At 72.4% G+C, this 17,606-nt stretch carries 14 protein-coding genes; 10 read left to right on the forward strand and 4 right to left on the reverse strand.

Annotated elements, in window-relative coordinates; all coding sequences use genetic code 11:
- The 4 genes from asd to AB0316_RS12330 form a co-directional block, all read right to left on the reverse strand.
- Positions 1–852 (reverse strand): archaetidylserine decarboxylase, encoded by an 852-nt coding sequence (asd, locus tag AB0316_RS12315; protein ID WP_366273300.1) that lies wholly within the window; start codon positions 850–852, stop codon positions 1–3.
- Positions 853–933: 81 nt separating this feature from the next.
- Positions 934–2,331 (reverse strand): MATE family efflux transporter, encoded by a 1,398-nt coding sequence (locus AB0316_RS12320; protein ID WP_366273301.1) that lies wholly within the window; start codon positions 2,329–2,331, stop codon positions 934–936.
- A gap of 141 nt (positions 2,332–2,472) precedes the next feature.
- Complete coding sequence (locus AB0316_RS12325) at positions 2,473–3,438, reverse strand: aminoglycoside phosphotransferase family protein (protein ID WP_366273302.1); 966 nt, start codon at positions 3,436–3,438, stop codon at positions 2,473–2,475.
- Positions 3,435–4,448, reverse strand: a complete 1,014-nt coding sequence (locus tag AB0316_RS12330; RefSeq protein WP_366273303.1) for a hypothetical protein — start codon at positions 4,446–4,448, stop codon at positions 3,435–3,437. The genes AB0316_RS12325 and AB0316_RS12330 overlap by 4 nt, the downstream gene beginning before the upstream one ends.
- Positions 4,449–4,580: 132 nt before the next feature.
- On the opposite strand from AB0316_RS12330, the gene AB0316_RS12335 reads away from it, so the two are divergent.
- The 10 genes from AB0316_RS12335 to AB0316_RS12380 all read left to right on the forward strand — a co-directional run bounded on the left by AB0316_RS12335 (position 4,581) and on the right by AB0316_RS12380 (position 17,545).
- A complete protein-coding gene (locus AB0316_RS12335; protein WP_366273304.1) occupies positions 4,581–5,150 on the forward strand; it encodes a ribosome maturation factor RimP in 570 nt (189 codons plus the stop codon).
- Positions 5,150–6,196, forward strand: a complete 1,047-nt coding sequence (nusA, locus tag AB0316_RS12340; protein ID WP_366273305.1) for a transcription termination factor NusA — start codon at positions 5,150–5,152, stop codon at positions 6,194–6,196. Before AB0316_RS12335 ends, nusA begins: the two co-directional genes overlap by 1 nt.
- A 104-nt stretch (positions 6,197–6,300) precedes the next feature.
- Entirely contained in the window at positions 6,301–6,639 is a 339-nt protein-coding gene (locus tag AB0316_RS12345; RefSeq protein WP_366273348.1) for a YlxR family protein, read from the forward strand.
- A 102-nt stretch (positions 6,640–6,741) separates the two neighbouring features.
- On the forward strand, positions 6,742–9,639 hold the full coding sequence (infB, locus tag AB0316_RS12350) for a translation initiation factor IF-2 (protein WP_366273306.1): 2,898 nt from the start codon (positions 6,742–6,744) through the stop codon (positions 9,637–9,639).
- 175 nt (positions 9,640–9,814) lie between these two features.
- Entirely contained in the window at positions 9,815–10,306 is a 492-nt protein-coding gene (rbfA, locus tag AB0316_RS12355) for a 30S ribosome-binding factor RbfA (protein WP_366273307.1), read from the forward strand.
- On the forward strand, positions 10,303–11,247 hold the full coding sequence (gene truB / locus AB0316_RS12360) for a tRNA pseudouridine(55) synthase TruB (RefSeq protein ID WP_366273308.1): 945 nt from the start codon (positions 10,303–10,305) through the stop codon (positions 11,245–11,247). The genes rbfA and truB overlap by 4 nt, the downstream gene beginning before the upstream one ends.
- A gap of 56 nt (positions 11,248–11,303) precedes the next feature.
- The gene (locus AB0316_RS12365) at positions 11,304–12,275 is read left to right on the forward strand and encodes a bifunctional riboflavin kinase/FAD synthetase (RefSeq protein ID WP_366273309.1); all 972 of its coding nucleotides are present in this window, start codon (positions 11,304–11,306) and stop codon (positions 12,273–12,275) included.
- 13 nt (positions 12,276–12,288) lie between these two features.
- The gene (gene rodA / locus AB0316_RS12370; RefSeq protein ID WP_366273310.1) at positions 12,289–13,470 is read left to right on the forward strand and encodes a rod shape-determining protein RodA; all 1,182 of its coding nucleotides are present in this window, start codon (positions 12,289–12,291) and stop codon (positions 13,468–13,470) included.
- A gap of 180 nt (positions 13,471–13,650) precedes the next feature.
- Positions 13,651–15,513 (forward strand): AMP-dependent synthetase/ligase, encoded by a 1,863-nt coding sequence (locus AB0316_RS12375; RefSeq protein ID WP_366273311.1) that lies wholly within the window; start codon positions 13,651–13,653, stop codon positions 15,511–15,513.
- 40 nt (positions 15,514–15,553) lie between these two features.
- Positions 15,554–17,545, forward strand: coding sequence for a TIGR03960 family B12-binding radical SAM protein (locus AB0316_RS12380; RefSeq protein ID WP_366273312.1), 1,992 nt, complete (start codon positions 15,554–15,556; stop codon positions 17,543–17,545).
- The last annotated feature ends 61 nt before the right edge of the window (positions 17,546–17,606 follow it).

The raw sequence follows: 17,606 nt of genomic DNA on the forward strand, positions 1-17,606 counted from the left end.
TCAGCCGGCGGGGGAGGGCGTGCCGATCCGCTCTCCCATGCGAAGGGTCGCACCGAGCTCGAGGTGGTCGATGGTGCCGGCGTCGGGGGAGCACACGAGCACGACGGTGGAGCCGAACTCGAAGTGGCCCAACGCCGCCCCGGCGTCGAGCCGGACCGGCGGGTCATACCGGCGGTGCTGGACCTGCCTGCGGCGGGCGTTGGTGTGCAGCTCGTCGTCGAAGACGAGGCGCGTCATGCCGACCATGGTCGCGCCCACCGCGACGAGGGCGAGGCGACCGCCGCCATCGACGTCGAGCTCGACGACGATGCGCTCGTTGGCCGCGAAGAGGTTGGCGACGTTGGCGACGGCAGCCACGTTGACGGGCCACAGCTCGCCGGGGATGTAGGTGGCGGCGGCGACCGACCCGGTCGCCGGCGCGTGGATGCGGTGGTAGTCCTTCGGCGAGAGGTAGAGCGTGGTGTAGGTGCCGCCGTCGAACCGGTCGGCCAGCTCGCGGCTGCCCAGCAGGGCGGCCAGGGAGTAGTTGCGTCCCTTGGCCTGCACCAGGGTGTCGGACTCCACCGTGCCGTAGGCGCCCACGGTCGCGTCGACGGGCGACACGAGCGACCCGGCGGCGACCGGGCGCAGGCCGGGGCGCAGCGTCCGCGTGAAGAAGGCGTTGAGCGTCGGGTAGTCCTCGAGGGGCAGCGCCGCCTCCTCGGGCCGCGCACCGAAGACCCGGCTGTAGCCGCGGTGCACGGGGGCACGCCAGCCCTTGCGGATCGAGCGGGTGGCGAGCCACCCGGCGCCACGGCTCAGGCCGTGCTTGGGGAGCACGGACAGCAGGAGGATGAGGAGTCGTCCGAGCACGCCTGGACCCTAACAAGGCGGACCGACGACGTATGCCGTGCCCGGGCCCAGGCGGTCGCCGCTGAGGCCGCTGTCGCGTCCTCAGGCCGCTGTCGCGACCTCGGAGCGGTGCGGCACGAGCGCCTCCCAGCGGATCCGCCGGGCACGCCAGCTGAAGATCAGCAGCTTCGCCAGCTCCTCGATGACGCGGGCCGCGAAGATCCCGACGTAGCCGAGCGGCGTGTGCAGACCGAGGAGGACTGCGAGCGGCAGGCCCACGACGAAGGCGCTGACCACGTCGCCCATGATGACGCCGCGCACGTCGTTGGCGCTGGGCAGCACCCCGGCTCCGACGATCATGTTGCGCACCTTGACCACCTGGAAGGCGGCGTTGACGAGGATGCCGACGCCGGCCATGGTGCGCACGTCGCGGCCGGCCTCGCCGAAGAGGACGTCGAGCAGCAGCACCGAGGCGGCGAAGAGGACGCCGAAGACGGCGGCGGTGCCGAGGCCTGCCCGCGTCAGCCGGCGGACCCAGGCGGTGGCGTCGCTGACGTCACCTCGTCCCACCGACCGGCCCACGAGGGTCGTGGTCGCGCTCATCAGCCCGATGCTGCCGACGATGAAGACGCCTTCCATCGTCGTGACGATCTGCGCGGCGGCGAGGGCCTGGTCGCCGAGCTTCTGGAAGACCACGTTGTAGAGGAAGGTGCCGACCGTCCAGAACAGCTCGGTCACGCCCAGCGGCAGCGCGAGCACGACGAGCGGGACGATGACGGCGCGCCACTGCCGCACCGAGTCGGGCAGGCTCCACCCGACCACGCCGCGGCGCCCGAGCGTCATCCAGAGCAGGATCAGCGCCTTGGCGACGGCCGTGACGAGGGTGGCCCACCCGGCGCCCGCGACGCCGAGCGAGGGCAGCGGACCGACGCCCACGACGAGGGAGTACGCGATCACCGAGTTCGCGACGACCGTGACCATCGTGGCGATCATCGGGCTCGTGGGCCGCCCCGCCGAGCGCAGCACGCCGGAGAGGATGGCGCTCAGCATCACCGGCAGCGTGGACAGGACCGTGAGCCGGAAGTAGTCGGTGCCGACACCGGCGACGGAGGGCGACGCGCCCACGAGCGAGAGCAGGTGGTCGGCGAAGAACCACGGCACCACGGACACGACGACGCCGAGGCTGCCGGCCACGAGGATGGCCGCCGTCACGGTGTGGTCGAGCTCGCCGCGCCGCCCGGCGCCGTGCGCCCGTGCGACGAGGATGCTCACCGACGTGCCGAAGCAGCCTAGGGTGACGGCGAGGATGAAGGTCAGGCTGTTGGAGAACCCCACGGCGGCGATGGCGGTGGCGCCGAGGCTGCCGACGACAATCTGGTTGACGAAGTTCAGCACCAGCATGAGGACGAACTCCATGCTGACCGGCACCGCGATGCGCGCGATCTCCCGGGCTGGGGTGGGTTCGGCGGCGTTCGCGCGGGGTCCGCGGAGCGTGGGCATGGCGAGGCGAGGCATGCGGGCAGGCGTCTTTCCGACAAAAGGGGTGGGGGTGCCGCACAAGGCTAAGGCTTCAAGGACCTCGAGTCGAAACGTTTTGATCAAACGATTCGGACACCTCGTCCGCGCCGTGCCCGGCTGCGGTCAGTCGTTCATCGCCTTGATCACCATGACGGCGAGGCTGATCCGGTCGTGCGCGGCGGGATCGTCTCGGCCACCCGACAGACGCTCAGCCGCGTCGACGGCGTTGTCGGCCTCGCGCACGATGGTCCACGCCCGGGCGCGGGCTTCGTCGATGCCGGCGCGCTCGCAGATGATCTCGAGGCGGCGGCGCAGCGACCACCTGACCTGTGACCCGGTGCCCAGCTCGTCGGCGCGGTTCCACAGTGCGGGAGCCACCTCGAACGCCGGGTCTCCGGACATCGGCTTGGGGTCGATGGCGAGCCACGGCGAGCGGTAGGCGCCGAGCACGTTCGTGTAGTGCAGGTCGGTGTGCAGCAGGCGGTCCTCGTCGGCCGAGCGCTCGGCGAGCTCGGCCGCGAGCCCAGCCGCCTGGTCGAGGTAGCGCCGGGGGAGCACCGCGGGTGCGCGGCGCAGCTCCTCCGCCTGCCTGAGGGCGTATGCCGTGAGGCGCGGGACGCGGGGATGCGCCGGGCGGCGCAGCACCGCGAGGAGGTCACCGATCACGCCGCACGCGTTGTCGATGTCGAGCCGCGTCAGGTCGCGCTGGTGCAGGCGCTCGAGCAGCAGCGCGAACCGGGTGGGGTCGGCGCGCACGAGCCGGACGGCCCCCCGGCCGTTCCACGCCTGCAGGGCCAGGTGCTCGGTCGCTGCCTCGGGGTGGGGCCAGGAGATCTTGAGGATGCCCTCGCCGCTCACCCCGACGACGTCGCGGCCGGCGCCGAGCAGGCGCACCGGGATGGCTACCGCGCAGACGCCGCTGGACGGTCGCCCGATGGGCTCGAGCTCCCACTCGGCGAGCAGGTCGGTGATGAGCCCCGGCAGGTCGTCGATCCAGTCCTCGCCCGAGACGTAGCCGTCGGCCTCGTAGCCGCTGACCTCGTGCGCGAAGAGTGCGGGGATGAGGTCGTACATCGGGTCGTAGGTCACGTGCTCGCTCCGGGGAAGGCGGTCAGGGGCAGGTTCCAGTCGACGGCGAGCGCCTGGAGGCGCGCGCTCCAGTGCGCCGCGTCCTCGAGGGACGGAGCGGACGGGTCCGAGCGGCCCAGGACGGCGGCGGCGTCGACGGCCGAGGACAGGGTGTCGGTGGCGAGGCGCCGTGCGGCCTGCGCCGTCGTGACGGGATACGGCAGCGACCAGCCGGCGACCTCGGTGGAGCTGGTGCTGGTCAGGGTGTCCTCCAGCCGGCCCAGCCCCGTGAGGGTCGCCTGGGCCGTGCGGCGCTGGGCGCCGGTGCTCTGCGCGGCGACCACCTCGAAGGCGTACAACAGCGACTGCGTGCGGCCCAGCAGCTGCGGCCGCACCGGGCTCGTCGGGGACGGTGGCAGGGCGGCTCCCAGCAGCAGCGCGCCGGCCAGGCGCTGCGCGTAGGCGGCTGCGAGGAGCTGGCGGGTCCCCGCCGTCGACGCGGCCAGGGCCTCCCAGTCCTCGGCGCGGAGTGACTCGACCATCAGCTGCGCGAGCGCGGTGTCTGTACGCACGTCGCCGCTCCCTGACGCCGGGGAGGACTGCGTGGTGGTCACGATGGAGGACGCAGTGGGAGACGTGGTCGGGGCCGTGTCCGGGGAGCTCGTCACGGCGGCGTCGATGACCGCTGTCGGCACGCCGGCATTCGTCAGCCGGCCGCGCAGCACGCGCACCTGCTCGTCCCCGAGGGTGCGCAACCGGCGTACGAGGGCGTCCTCGCGGGCGGAGAGCACGGCGGTCTCGGACCGGCGCAAGCGCTCCAGCCCCGCGAGGGCGGACAGCAGCAGGGCCTCGTCCGGGGCGGGACGGCGGGTGGGGACCGGAGGGGGAGGCTGCGGGGTTTCGACCCGCAGGCCGTGGTCGACCAGCAGGGCGAGCCCGGCTGCGGCGCCACCCAGCACGAGCAGCCGCCGTGTCGGATGTCCGGCACCCCTGTCCGCCCGTGACCCGAGCCCACGGGTGTCGCCGTCCATGGCGAGATCTTCGCACGGGGTCGGCTGTCCGCGAGGACCGCGCTGCGCCGATAGAGTGGTGGGCACGCGGTGCAGGCACCGCCCTTCGGGGCGCCCGACCGGACATTCGAGAAGAGCAGGAGGCGTCGACTGATGAGCACGGCCCAGGAGATCAGAGCGACGCTCGAGCCGGTGCTCGCGCCCCTCGGGCTCGTCGTCGAGGACGTCTCCGTGTCTCCCGCCGGCAAGCGTCGACTCGTCCGCGTGCTCGTCGACTCCGACATCAGCGGCCTCGACGCGTCCGACGGCACGAGCGTCGTCCCGCCGCTGTCGCTCGATGCCGTGGCCGACGCCACGCGCGCGGTGAGCGACGAGCTCGACGCCGGCGACGTGATGGGCCAGAGCCCCTACGTGCTCGAGGTCTCCTCGCCCGGTGTCGGCCGCCCGCTCGCCTCGCGCGACCAGCTCCGCCGCCAGGTGGGGCGCCTGCTCGAGGTCGTGCACCGCGACGGCACCGACACCGGCCGCCTCGTGGAGGTCGGCGCCGACACGCTCACCCTCGAGGTCCCGGCCACGAAGAAGACTCCGGAGCGCACCGTGCACCTGGCTATCGACGGCGTTCAGCGGGGCACGGTCCAGGTCGAGTTCACGCGCCCCGGGGCAGAGCCCACTGACGACACCCACGCACCGGACGACACGTCCGCCCGAGAAGGGGACCACTGATGGACATCGACCTCGCAGCCCTGCGCGCTCTCGAACGGGAGCGCGACATCAGCCTCGACGTGCTCATCCCGGCGATCGAGCAGGCCCTGCTCGTGGCCTACCACCGCACCGACGGCAGCCAGCGGCTCGCCCGCGTCGAGCTCGACCGCAAGACCGGGCACGTCATCGTCTGGGCCCGCGAGGAGGGCGAGCTGCTTCCGGCCGAGGAGGGCGAGCGGCCCGAGCGCGGCGAGCCCGGCCCCGAGTACGACGACACCCCGGAGGGCTTCGGCCGCATCGCCGCGTCCACGGCCCGCCAGGTCATCGTCCAGCGCCTGCGCGACCTCGAGGACGAGGCGATCCTCGGCGACTTCAAGGGGCGTGAGGGCGATGTGATCTCGGGGATCATCCAGCAGAGCCAGGACCCCCGGAACGTGCTCGTGGACTTCGGCACGCTCGAGGGCATCCTGCCGCTCGCCGAGCAGGTGCCGGGGGAGCGCTACGTCCACGGGGAGCGGCTGCGCTGCTTCGTCGTCAGCGTCAAGCGCGGCCCCAAGGGTCCCCAGGTCGGCCTCAGCCGCACCCACCCCAACCTCGTGCGCACCCTCTTCAAGTTCGAGGTGCCCGAGATCGCCGACGGCACGGTCGAGATCGCGGCCCTGGCCCGCGAGGCCGGCCACCGCACCAAGATCGCCGTGCACAGCAAGGTGGCGGGCGTGAACGCCAAGGGCGCCTGCATCGGCCCGATGGGCGCCCGCGTCCGGGCCGTGATGACCGAGCTGCGCGGCGAGAAGATCGACATCGTCGACTACTCCGACGACCCCGCGACCTTCGTGGCCGCGGCGCTGTCGCCGGCTCGCGTGCAGTCGGTCGAGATCGTCGACGCCGCGGCACGCACGGCCCGGGTGGTCGTGCCCGACTACCAGCTGAGCCTTGCGATCGGCAAGGAGGGGCAGAACGCCCGCCTCGCCGCCAAGCTGACCGGCTGGCGCATCGACATCCGGCCCGACACCGAGGCCGCCGCTCCGGCTGCCGAAGGTGGCAGCGCCCGCTCCGGCGACGCCTGAGCCTGCCCCCGGTGGTGCCCGGTGGAGCGGAGAGCGGCCCGGACGCGGTAGACTCGTCTGTGGCCGACCGGACTGGACTCCGCGACGAGCCATCCCGCACCTGTGTGGGATGTCGAGGATCGGATAGCTGGTCGGCCCTGCTGCGAGTGGTCGCGGCGACGGACGAAGGCGCCGGCGAGAGCTCGCCGGTCACCCTCCGGCCCGACCCACGGCATCGGATGCCGGGACGAGGTGCCTGGTTGCACCCGACACCGGACTGCTTCGAGCTGGCGATGCGCCGAAAGGCGTTCGGACGAGCCCTGCGCCTGCAGGTCGCGCTCGACGTCAGCGCGGTGGCCCAGCACCTGGGCCTGCAGCCCGAGCAGCAGCCTTCGGTGCCCAGCCCGGCAACGGGACGCACCAGATCAGTCAGAGATCAGTCAACGAACCACAAGGCGGGTTGAAACGCTATGAGCACCCGATGAGTACTCAGCGATGAGCAAGCCCCAGCAATAACCCACGGTTCGGCCACATCCTGTTCAGGCCGGACCAGGAACAGGAGAGATGTGGCTAAGGTCCGGGTCTACGAGCTCGCCAAGGAGCTCGGAGTCGAGAGCAAGACACTGCTCGCACATTTGAAGAGCCAGGGAGAGTTCGTCCGGTCGGCGTCGTCGACCATCGAGCCCCCCGTCGTCCGCAAGATCATCGAGACGTTCCCCCGGGACGGCGCGACCGGCGGCGACACCAAGCAGGCGGCGCCCAAGGCCGCCCCCACCGGCGCGACTCCGTCCGCGCCTCGCAAGCCTGCCCCCGCTGCGCCGGCAGCCCCGGCCTCGACCGGCACTGCCACGCCGGCGCGTCCGTCGGCCCCCATGCCCGCGGCTCCGGCGGCTCGCAGCACAGCCCCCGCCCCGTCCACACCGGCCCCGTCGGCGCCGGCCCCGAGCGCTCCGGCGCCCAAGGCTCCGGCCCCGGCCGCCCCCGCTGCCTCGGCTCCGGCCCCCTCGCGGGTCCAGTCCAGCCGTGACGAGGGCAAGCAGACCTCCGGCGTCCCCGCGTCGCCGCGTCCGGCGCCCCGTCCCGGACAGCCGCGTCCCGGCAACAACCCGTTCGCGCCGAGCCAGGGCATGGGCCAGACCCGTGCGCCTCGTCCCGGTGGCGACGCCGGTCCGCGTCCGGGCAACAACCCGTTCAGCTCCAGCCAGGGCATGCCGCGGCCGCAGCAGCGTCCCGGCGGTCCTGGTGGTCCGCGTCCCGGCGCTCCCGCCGGTGGCGCGCGCCCCGGTGCCCCGGCCGGCGCACGTCCCGGTGCTCCCGGTGCCGGCCCGCGTCCGGGCGGTCCCCGTCCGAGCCCGGGCATGATGCCCGAGCGCAGCACCGTCGGCCGTCCCGGCCAGCGCCCGGCCGGCGGCCCCGGCCGTCCCGGCGCAGGTGGCCGCGGTGGCTTCGGCGGTGGTCCCGGCGGCGCCGCCGGCGGTCGTCCCGGTGGCTTCGGCGGCCCCCGCGGTGGCGGTGGTGGTCGTGGATCGACGGCAGGTGCCTTCGGCCGCGGTGGCGGTCGTCCGGTCCGCGGACGCAAGTCCAAGCGCGCCAAGCGCCAGGAGTTCGAGCAGATGCAGGCGCCGAGCCTGGGTGGCGTCACCGTCCCCCGTGGCGACGGCAAGACGACCATCCGCGTGCGCCGCGGCTCGTCGCTGACGGACTTCGCCGACAAGATCAACGCCAACCCGGCATCGCTCGTCACCGTGCTCTTCCACCTCGGTGAGATGGCCACGGCGACGCAGTCCCTCGACGAGGACACCTTCAAGGTGCTCGGCGCCGAGCTCGGCTACGACATCCAGGTCGTCTCCCCGGAGGAGGAGGAGAAGGAGCTCTTCGACTCCTTCAACATCGACCTCGAGACCGGTATCGAGGGCGAGGACGACGAGGACCTCGAGGCCCGTCCGCCCGTCGTCACCGTCGTCGGCCACGTCGACCACGGAAAGACGCGCCTGCTCGACGCCATCCGCAACGAGGACGTCGTCGCGGGCGAGGCCGGCGGCATCACCCAGCACATCGGTGCCTACCAGGTGCACCGTGAGCACGAGGGCGTCGACCGCGCGATCACCTTCATCGACACCCCCGGTCACGAGGCGTTCACCGCCATGCGTGCCCGTGGTGCCAAGGTCACGGACATCGCGATCCTCGTGGTCGCCGCCGACGACGGCGTCATGCCGCAGACGATCGAGGCGCTCAACCACATGCAGGCTGCCGACGTGCCGATCGTCGTGGCCGTCAACAAGATCGACGTCGAGGGTGCCAACCCGGCCAAGGTGCGTCAGCAGCTGACCGAGTACAACCTCATCGCCGAGGAGTACGGCGGCGACACGATGTTCGTCGACGTCTCGGCCCGCCAGGGTCAGAACATCGACGGTCTGCTCGAGGCGGTCCTCCTCACGGCGGACGCTGCCCTCGACCTGCGGGCCAACCCGGACAAGGAGGCTCGCGGCGTCGCGATCGAGGCCAACCTCGACCGTGGCCGCGGCGCCACCGCGACGGTGCTCGTCCAGACCGGAACGCTGCACGTCGGTGACTCGATCGTCGCCGGCTCGGCGCACGGCCGCGTCCGAGCCATGCTCGACGAGCACGGCAACAACGTCGACGAGGCGGGTCCGTCCCGTCCCGTGCAGGTCCTCGGCCTCTCCTCGGTGCCGCGCGCCGGTGACACGTTCGTCGTGGCGCCGGACGACCGCACGGCCCGACAGATCGCCGAGCGTCGCGAGGCCGCCGACCGTCAGGCCGTGCTGGCCAAGGCCCGCAAGCGCATCTCGCTCGAGGACCTCAACGAGGCCCTCGCGGCGGGCAAGGTCGAGACCCTCAACCTCATCCTCAAGGGTGACGTGTCGGGTTCGGTCGAGGCGCTCGAGGACGCGCTGCTCAAGATCGACGTCGGCGACGAGGTCGACCTGCGCATCATCGACCGCGGCGTCGGTGCGATCACGATGAACAACATCAACCTCGCGATGGCCTCCAACGCGGTCATCATCGGCTACAACGTTCGCGCCGAGGGGCAGAACGCCGACTACGCCGAGCGCGAGGGCGTCGAGATCCGCTACTACTCGGTGATCTACCAGGCCATCGAGGAGGTCGAGGCAGCGCTCAAGGGCATGCTCAAGCCGGAGTACGAGGAGGTCGAGCTGGGCACGGCGGAGATCCGCGAGATCTTCCGTTCGAGCAAGTTCGGCAACATCGCCGGTTCGATCGTGCGCAGCGGCGAGATCAAGCGCGGCTCCAAGGCGCGGATCACCCGCAACGGCGTGGTCGTCTCGGAGAACGTCGAGATCGCCGGCCTGCGTCGCTTCAAGGACGACGTCACGGAGGTCCGTGAGGGCTACGAGTGCGGTATCAACCTCGGGTCGTACAACGACCTGCAGCTCGGTGACCTCATCGCCACCTACGAGATGCGCGAGAAGCCGCGCGCCTGAGTGCGGCAGCATCGGCGGCGCCGGTCCCTCCGGGGGTCGGCGCCGCCGCCGTCTGCGCGAGGTCCTGGGGACCCCGCAGACCCGCGGGCCGGGCCCTGCCCCGTCCGGTGCCCGCGACTAGGGTGATTGCCACTCGGCTCGCCCGACCGAACGTCACACGAAAGCAGAGACAGTCATGGCTGACCCCGCCCGCGCCCGCAAGATCGCCGACCGGATCAAGGTCATCGTCGCCGAGTACCTCGAGTTCCGCATCAAGGACGAACGCCTCGGCTTCGTCACCATCACCGACGCCCGCGTCACCGGCGACCTGCAGCACGCGTCCGTCTTCTACACCGTCTTCGGTAGCACGGAGGAGCGCCAGGCGACCGCCGAGGTGCTCGAGGCCAACAAGGGCCGCATCCGCTCCGCGGTCGGCAAGGGCATCGGCATCCGGCTGACCCCGTCGATCGAGTTCATCGCCGACGCCCTGCCCGAGGGCGCTGCGCACCTCGAGGACCTCGTGGCGCAGACCCGCGCCCGCGACGAGGAGCTCGCCCGTGCGGCCGCCCACGCGAAGCCGGCCGGCGACCCCGACCCCTACCGCAAGCCGGTGGACCGCACCGAGGACGACGACGACACCGACACCCGCGACGACATCGCGGCCGAGGTGGACGCCGACGCACGATGACCGACGCTCCGGGTGGCCTGCTCGTCGTCGACAAGCCGGCGGGCTGGACGAGCCACGACGTCGTGGCGCGGGCGCGCCGGCTCTGCGGCACCCGCCGGGTCGGCCATGCCGGCACCCTCGACCCGATGGCGACGGGGGTGCTCGTGCTCGGGGTCGAGCGGGGCACGAAGCTGCTCACCTTCCTCGTCGGGTGCGACAAGTCGTATGCCGCCACGATCCGTCTCGGGGTCGCCACGCTCACCGACGACGCCGAGGGGGAGGCGACGCGCGCGGTCGGCGTCGCCGACCTGCCGGCCCTCGAGGCGGCCCTGCCCTCCGCCGTGGCGGCACTGACGGGCTCCATCCAGCAGGTGCCGAGCGCGGTCAGCGCGATCAAGGTCAAGGGCGTGCGCAGCTACACCCGGGTGCGCCAGGGTGACACGGTCGAGCTCGCAGCGCGCCCCGTCACGGTCAGCCGGTTCGAGGTGCTCGCGGTCCGCCCGCGCACCGTGGCGCCCGAGCTCGGGCTGCCCATGGAGGTCGTCGACGTCGACGTCGAGGTCGACGTCTCCTCCGGCACCTACGTGCGCGCGCTCGCCCGCGACCTGGGGGACGCGCTGGGCGTGGGCGGCCACCTGACGGCGCTGCGGCGTACGCGCGTGGGCCGCTTCACGCTGAGCGACGCGGTGTCGCTCGACGACCTCGCGGCCGCGTCCGAGGGGCCAGACGGCATACCCCTGCTCCCGATCGCGGAGGCGGCGCGGGCCCAGCTGCCGGTGCACGAGGTGACGGCCGAGGAGGCACGTGCGCTCGGCTACGGCCAGCGCATCGCCAGCTCGGTGCGCGGGGTGGAGGCCGTCGCGGCCATCGACCCCGACGGGCAGCTCGTGGCCGTGCTCGACGAGACCCGGGCCACCGCGCGCGCCAAGGTCGTCTTCGCGCCCGCTCCGGCGAAGGCATGAGCGCCGTGGGCACGCCGGACGGCTCGCCCGACGGCCCGCCCACTACAGTGGGCGCCGTGCAGCGCTGGTACGGACTCGACGACATCCCGGCCGACCTCGGGCGCACCGTCGTCACCCTCGGCAACTTCGACGGGGTGCACCGCGGGCACCGGGAGGTGCTGAACCGCGTCGTGCGCGAGGCGGCCGAGCGCGGGGCGACCCCGGTCGCCGTCACCTTCGAGCCGCACCCGATCGCCGTGCTCTACCCCGAGCGCGCCCCGGTGGCCGTCATGTCGCTCGAGCAGCGCCTCGACGCCCTCGAGTCGGTCAGTCTCGGTGCCGTCGTGGTCCTCGAGTTCACGCGCGAGTTCGCGCAGCAGACTCCCGAGGAGTTCGTGCGACGCACCTTCGTCGAGGCGCTCAGCGCGTGCGCCGTCGTCGTCGGCAAGGACACCCGCTTCGGCGTGCGCAACTCGGGCGACGTCGACACGCTCCGCGAGCTGGGCGACGCGCACGGGTTCGAGGTCATCGCGCTGGACGACATCGGCGAGGGCTCGGACCAGGGCGCCCGCTGGAGCTCCACGCAGCTGCGCACCGAGCTGCTCGCCGGCAACGTCGGCCACGCGGCCCAGATCCTCGGCCGCCCGCACCGCGTGACCGGGACGGTGGTGCACGGCGACCACCGTGGCCGCGAGCTCGGCTACCCCACGGCCAACCTGTCGCAGGACCACGAAGGGCTGGTGCCGGCCGACGGCGTCTACGCCGGCTGGCTCGTGCGCCTCGACGCCGACCCGGCCGACCTCGACCGCACCCTGCCGGCCGCCGTCTCCGTGGGGAGCAACCCGACCTTCGACGGCGCCCAGCGCCGGGTCGAGGCCTACGTCCTCGACCGCACCGATCTCGACCTCTACGGCGAGCGGGTCGTCGTGGAGTTCGTCTCGCACCTGCGCCCGACCCTGAGGTTCGACTCCATCGAGGCTCTCGTGGAGCAGATGGCCGAGGACGTCGTCCGGTGCCGCGAGATCCTCTCGGCGATCGTCCCCTCCTGACGAGGGCGCGCCCGTGACCGTCGCCGGCCGGCCGGTCGTACGCACGGGGCGGCCGGGGCGGCCCGGGCGGCGCACCGCGGAGCCCGCGTGGCTCCGGATCGACCTGGGGCTGTTCGTCGGCGCACTCGGGCTCTCCCTGCTGGGATGCGTGCTCGTGTGGTCGGCCACCCGCGCCTCCGTCGGTGCGAGTGCCGGGCTCAAGCAGCTCGTCGCGCTCGTGGTCGGCCTGGGCTGTGCTGCGGTCGTGACCCGGGTCGAGCTGCGCACCATCCGGGCCGTGGCGCCGGTCGTCTACGTGCTCGCCGTCCTCGGGCTCGCGGCGGTCGTGTCGCCGGTGGGGTCCACCGTCAACGGCTCCCGCTCGTGGATCAGGCTTCCCGGCGGCTTCAGCCTGCAGCCGTCCGAGCTGATGAAGGTCGCCCTCGCCATCGGGCTCGCCATGCTGCTGGCCGACCGCGCCGAGCAGCTGCTGCGCCAGCGCCACCGCGATGTCGCCCTCGCCTGGGTGGTGGCCGGGATCCCCGTGCTGCTCGTGCTCGCCCAGCCCGACCTCGGCTCGGCACTCGTCCTCGTCGCCATGGCGGTGGTGGTGCTCGCCTCCGCCGGCGCACCTCCGCTCTGGACGCTCGGCGTCGGCCTCGCCGGGGCCGCAGCGGTCGCGGCCGCCTTTCTGACGCCGGTCCTCGCCGGCTACCAGCGCAACCGGCTGCGCGCCTTCCTCGACCCGTCCATCGACCCGCAGGGCATCGGCTACCAGACCCGTCAGGTCCGGATCGCGATCGGCTCCGGCGGCCTGACGGGGCAGGGCCTCTTCGAGGGGCGGCAGACGCAGGGCGGCTTCATCCCGTTCCAGGAGACCGACTTCGTCTTCTCGGTGGCGGGGGAGGAGCTCGGCTTCCTCGGGGCCGCCGGGCTCGTCGTGCTCCTCGGCTTCGTCGTCGTGCGCTGCCTCGTCGTGGCGCGACGTGCCGACGCGTTCGGGCGCCTCGTGGCCACCGGGGTCGCCGTGTGGTTCGGCGTGCAGGCCTTCGAGAACGTCGGGATGAACCTCGGCCTCATGCCGGTCACCGGGCTGCCGCTCCCGTTCGTCTCGAGCGGGGGATCCTCGCTCATCGCCTCGTGGATCGCCTTGGGGCTCCTCGGCAACGTCGCCGCGGGCACCGGGGCGCGTACGCGCGGCATCCGGTCGCGCTGAGCCCGCCCGGTCGCGCCCCGCCACCCCACGGCATACGCCCGCTCATCCTGGACGCTGGGTCACGTTTCGATGTGAAAGGTCGACGGGTCCGTGACTTGGCGCGGGGTTGTTGACATCATCCGGGCAGGGCGGTCGCCCGCAGACGCCGATGACGGGGACCGCAGTGACGAAGGAGTCCACATGCCCCTGCAGGCACTCGCCGACCGCGACGTCGACCAGGACGTCCTCGACGGGCGCGCCCCCAGCGTGGGCGCACTCTTCCGCAACCGGGTGCGTGCGACGCCGGACGCGCCCGCCTACCTCTACTTCGAGGAGGGCTCGAGCGAGCTGACGACCCTGACGTGGGCCCAGGCGCACGAGGTCGTCGAGCAGTGGGCGGCCGGCCTCGTCGGCCTCGGGGTGAAGCTGGAGGACCGCGTCGCCATCGCGTCCACCACCCGGGTGGAGTGGGTGCTGGCCGACCTCGCCGTCATCTGCGCGGGCGGCGCGACGACCACCGTCTACCCGACGACGATCGCCGAGGACGTCGCCTACATCCTGGCCGACTCAGGCAGCGGCATCGTGTTCGCCGAGGACGCCGCGCAGGTGGCGAAGCTGCAGCAGGTGCGCTCGCAGATCCCGGGCGTGCGCCAGGTCATCGCGCTCACGGGCCCCGGCAGCGAGGACGGCTGGGTCATCACCACCGACGAGCTGGCCCGGCGGGGCCGCGAGCGGCTCGCCGAGACGCCCGGTCTCGTCGACTCCCGCATCGACCAGCTGGGGCCCGAGCACCTGGCCGTGCTCATCTACACCTCCGGCACCACCGGCCGGCCCAAGGGCGTGCGCCTCGTGCAGGACAGCGTCGTCTACGAGGGCGCCGTCATCGACGCGCTCGGCACCTTCACCCCCGACGACCTGCAGTTCCTGTGGCTGCCGCTGTCGCACGTCTTCGGCAAGATGCTCCTCGCGACCGGGCTGCAGATCGGCTTCCCGACGGCCGTGGACGGGCGGGTCGACAAGATCGTCGACAACATGGCCGTCGTCAAGCCGACCTTCATGGCGGGCCCGCCCCGCATCTTCGAGAAGGCGCACGGCCGCATCGCGCTGATGTTCGCTGGGGAGACTGGCGTCAAGAAGCGCCTCATCGACTGGGCCCTCGGCGTCGGCGGCGAGATGCGCGACGTCCTCGCCCGTGGCGAGCAGGGCTCACCCGTCCTCCGGGCCCAGCACGCCCTCGCCGACCGGCTCGTCCTGCAGAAGGTGCAGGAGCGCTTCGGCGGCCGCGTCCGCTTCATGATCAGCGGGTCCGCCCCGCTGGGCGCCGACGTCGCCCGGTGGTTCGGCGCCGTCGGTCTGCTCGTCCTCGAGGGCTACGGCCTGACCGAGACGTCGTCCGGCACCACCGTCAACGCTCCCGAGCACGGGTCGTACGCGTACGGCTCGGTGGGCTGGCCGATGCCCGGCACCGAGGTGCGCATCGCCGAGGAGGACGGCGAGATCCTCGTCCGCGGGCCGGGCGTCATGCGCGGCTACCACAACAACCCGGAGGCGACGGCTGAGGTGCTCACCGAGGACGGCTGGTTCCACACCGGCGACATCGGGCGCATCGACGACCGCGGCTTCCTCTACGTCACCGACCGCAAGAAGGACGTCTTCAAGACCTCGGGTGGCAAGTACATCGCGCCCGCGGAGATCGAGGCCCGGTTCAAGGGCCTGTGCCCGTTCGTCAGCCAGTTCCTCGTGCACGGCGCCGGCCACAACTACGCCACGGCGCTCGTGACCCTCGACCCCGACGCGATCGCCGCCTGGGCGCCGACGGTGGGCCTCGAGGGCCGTTCCTACGCCGAGGCAGTCTCGTCACCGCAGGCGCGGGCCCTCGTGCAGGGCTACGTCGACACGCTCAACTCCGGCCTCAACAGGTGGGAGACGATCAAGAAGTTCACGATCCTCCCCGAGGACCTCACGATCGAGGCGGGCGACCTGACCCCGAGCATGAAGCTGCGCCGGAAGGCCGTGACCGAGAAGCACCAGGCCGAGCTCGAGGCGATGTACGCGGAGGGGTGAGCGTTTTCGCGTGGGGTAGCCGCCCACGTACCATGACGGGATGCCCGGTGAGTCACTCTTCAACGCCCTCGAGCCCCTGCTGGAGCGGGTCAACAAGCCCATCCAGTACGTCGGCGGCGAGCTCAACTCGACGGTCAAGGACTGGCACGTCGGCGGCCACGGCCCTGCCGGCGAGGAGCTGACGACCCGCTGGGCGCTGATGTATCCCGACGCGTACGAGGTCGGGGTGCCCAACCAGGGCGTCATGATCCTCTACGAGGTCCTCAACGAGCGTGACGACGCCCTCGCCGAGCGCACGTATGCCGTGTGGCCCGACATGGAGGCCCAGCTGCGCGAGGCCGGCCTGCCGCAGTTCACCGTCGACGGGCACCGGTCCGTGCGCGACTTCGACCTCTTCGGCCTCAGCTTCTCCACCGAGCTCGGCTACACCAACATGCTGACGGCTCTCGACCTCGCCGGCATCCCGCTGCACGCCGTCGACCGGGGTCTCGACGACCCGATCGTCGTCGCCGGTGGCCATGCCGCGTTCAACCCCGAACCGATCGCCTCGTTCATCGACGCCGCCGTCATCGGCGACGGCGAGGAGGCGGTGCTGGCCATCACCGACATCGTGGGGGAGTGGAAGGCGCAGGGCCGCCCCGGCGGCCGCCGCGAGGTGCTGCTGCGCCTGGCCCGCACCGGCGGCGTCTACGTCCCGGCCTTCTACGACGTGTCCTACCTGCCCGACGGGCGCATCCAGCGCGTCGCGCCCTCGTCCGACGCCCCGGGCGTCCCGTGGCGCGTGTCCAAGCACACCGTGATGGACCTCGACGCGTGGCCCTACCCGAAGCAGCCGCTCGTGCCGCTGGCCGAGTCGGTGCACGAGCGCATGTCGGTCGAGATCTTCCGCGGCTGCACCCGCGGCTGCCGCTTCTGCCAGGCCGGGATGATCACCCGCCCGGTGCGCGAGCGCTCCATCACCGGCATCGGCGAGATGGTCGAGCGGGGCCTGGCCGCAACGGGTTTCGAGGAGGTGGGCCTGCTCTCGCTGAGCTCGGCCGACCACTCCGAGATCGCCGACCTCACCAAGGGCCTCGCCGACCGCTACGAGGGCACGCAGACCGGTCTGTCGCTGCCGTCGACTCGCGTCGACGCCTTCAACATCGACCTCGCCAACGAGCTGACCCGCAACGGCCGACGCTCGGGCCTGACGTTCGCCCCCGAGGGTGGGTCGGAGCGCATCCGCAAGGTGATCAACAAGATGGTGTCCGAGGAGGACCTCATCAACACCGTCGCCGCGGCCTACGGCGCCGGCTGGCGCCAGGTGAAGCTCTACTTCATGTGCGGGCTGCCCACCGAGACCGACGAGGACGTGCTGCAGATCGCCGAGCTCGCCAAGCGGGTCATCGAGACCGGGCGCCAGGTGTCCGGCCGCCGCGACATCCGTTGCACCGTCTCGATCGGCGGGTTCGTGCCCAAGCCGCACACGCCGTTCCAGTGGTGCGCCCAGCTCGGCGTGGAGGAGACCGACGCCCGCCTGCTCAAGCTGCGCGAGGCCATCCGCGCAGACAAGCGCTACGGCTCCTCGATCGGCTTCCGCTACCACGACGGCCAGCCGGGCCTCGTCGAGGGCCTGCTCTCGCGCGGCGACCGCCGCGTCGGCCGGGTCATCGAGGCCGTGTGGCGCGACGGCGGCCGCTTCGACGGCTGGAGCGAGCACTTCTCCTACGAGCGCTGGATGCGCTGCGCCGACGAGGCGCTCGCGGACCTGCCCGTGGACGTCGCCTGGTACACCACGCGCGAGCGCGGCCAGGCCGAGGTGCTCCCGTGGGACCACCTCGACTCCGGCCTCGACAAGGACTGGCTGTGGGAGGACTGGCAGGACGCCCTCGACGAGACCGAGGTCGACGACTGCCGCTGGACGCCGTGCTTCGACTGCGGCGTGTGTCCTCAGATGGGCACCGAGATCGAGATCGGCCCGACCGGCAAGACCCTGCTGCCGCTCACGGTCCTCGGCTCGGGTCGTCAGGACCTGCTCGAGCACCAGCACTGACGCCTGCCCGGGCGGCACGCGAGTGCCCGCCCCCACGGCATACGGCAGCGGGTGGGAGCGT

This window comes from Terrabacter sp. NPDC080008, from assembly GCF_040702505.1.
Classification (GTDB): Bacteria; Actinomycetota; Actinomycetes; order Actinomycetales; family Dermatophilaceae; genus Terrabacter.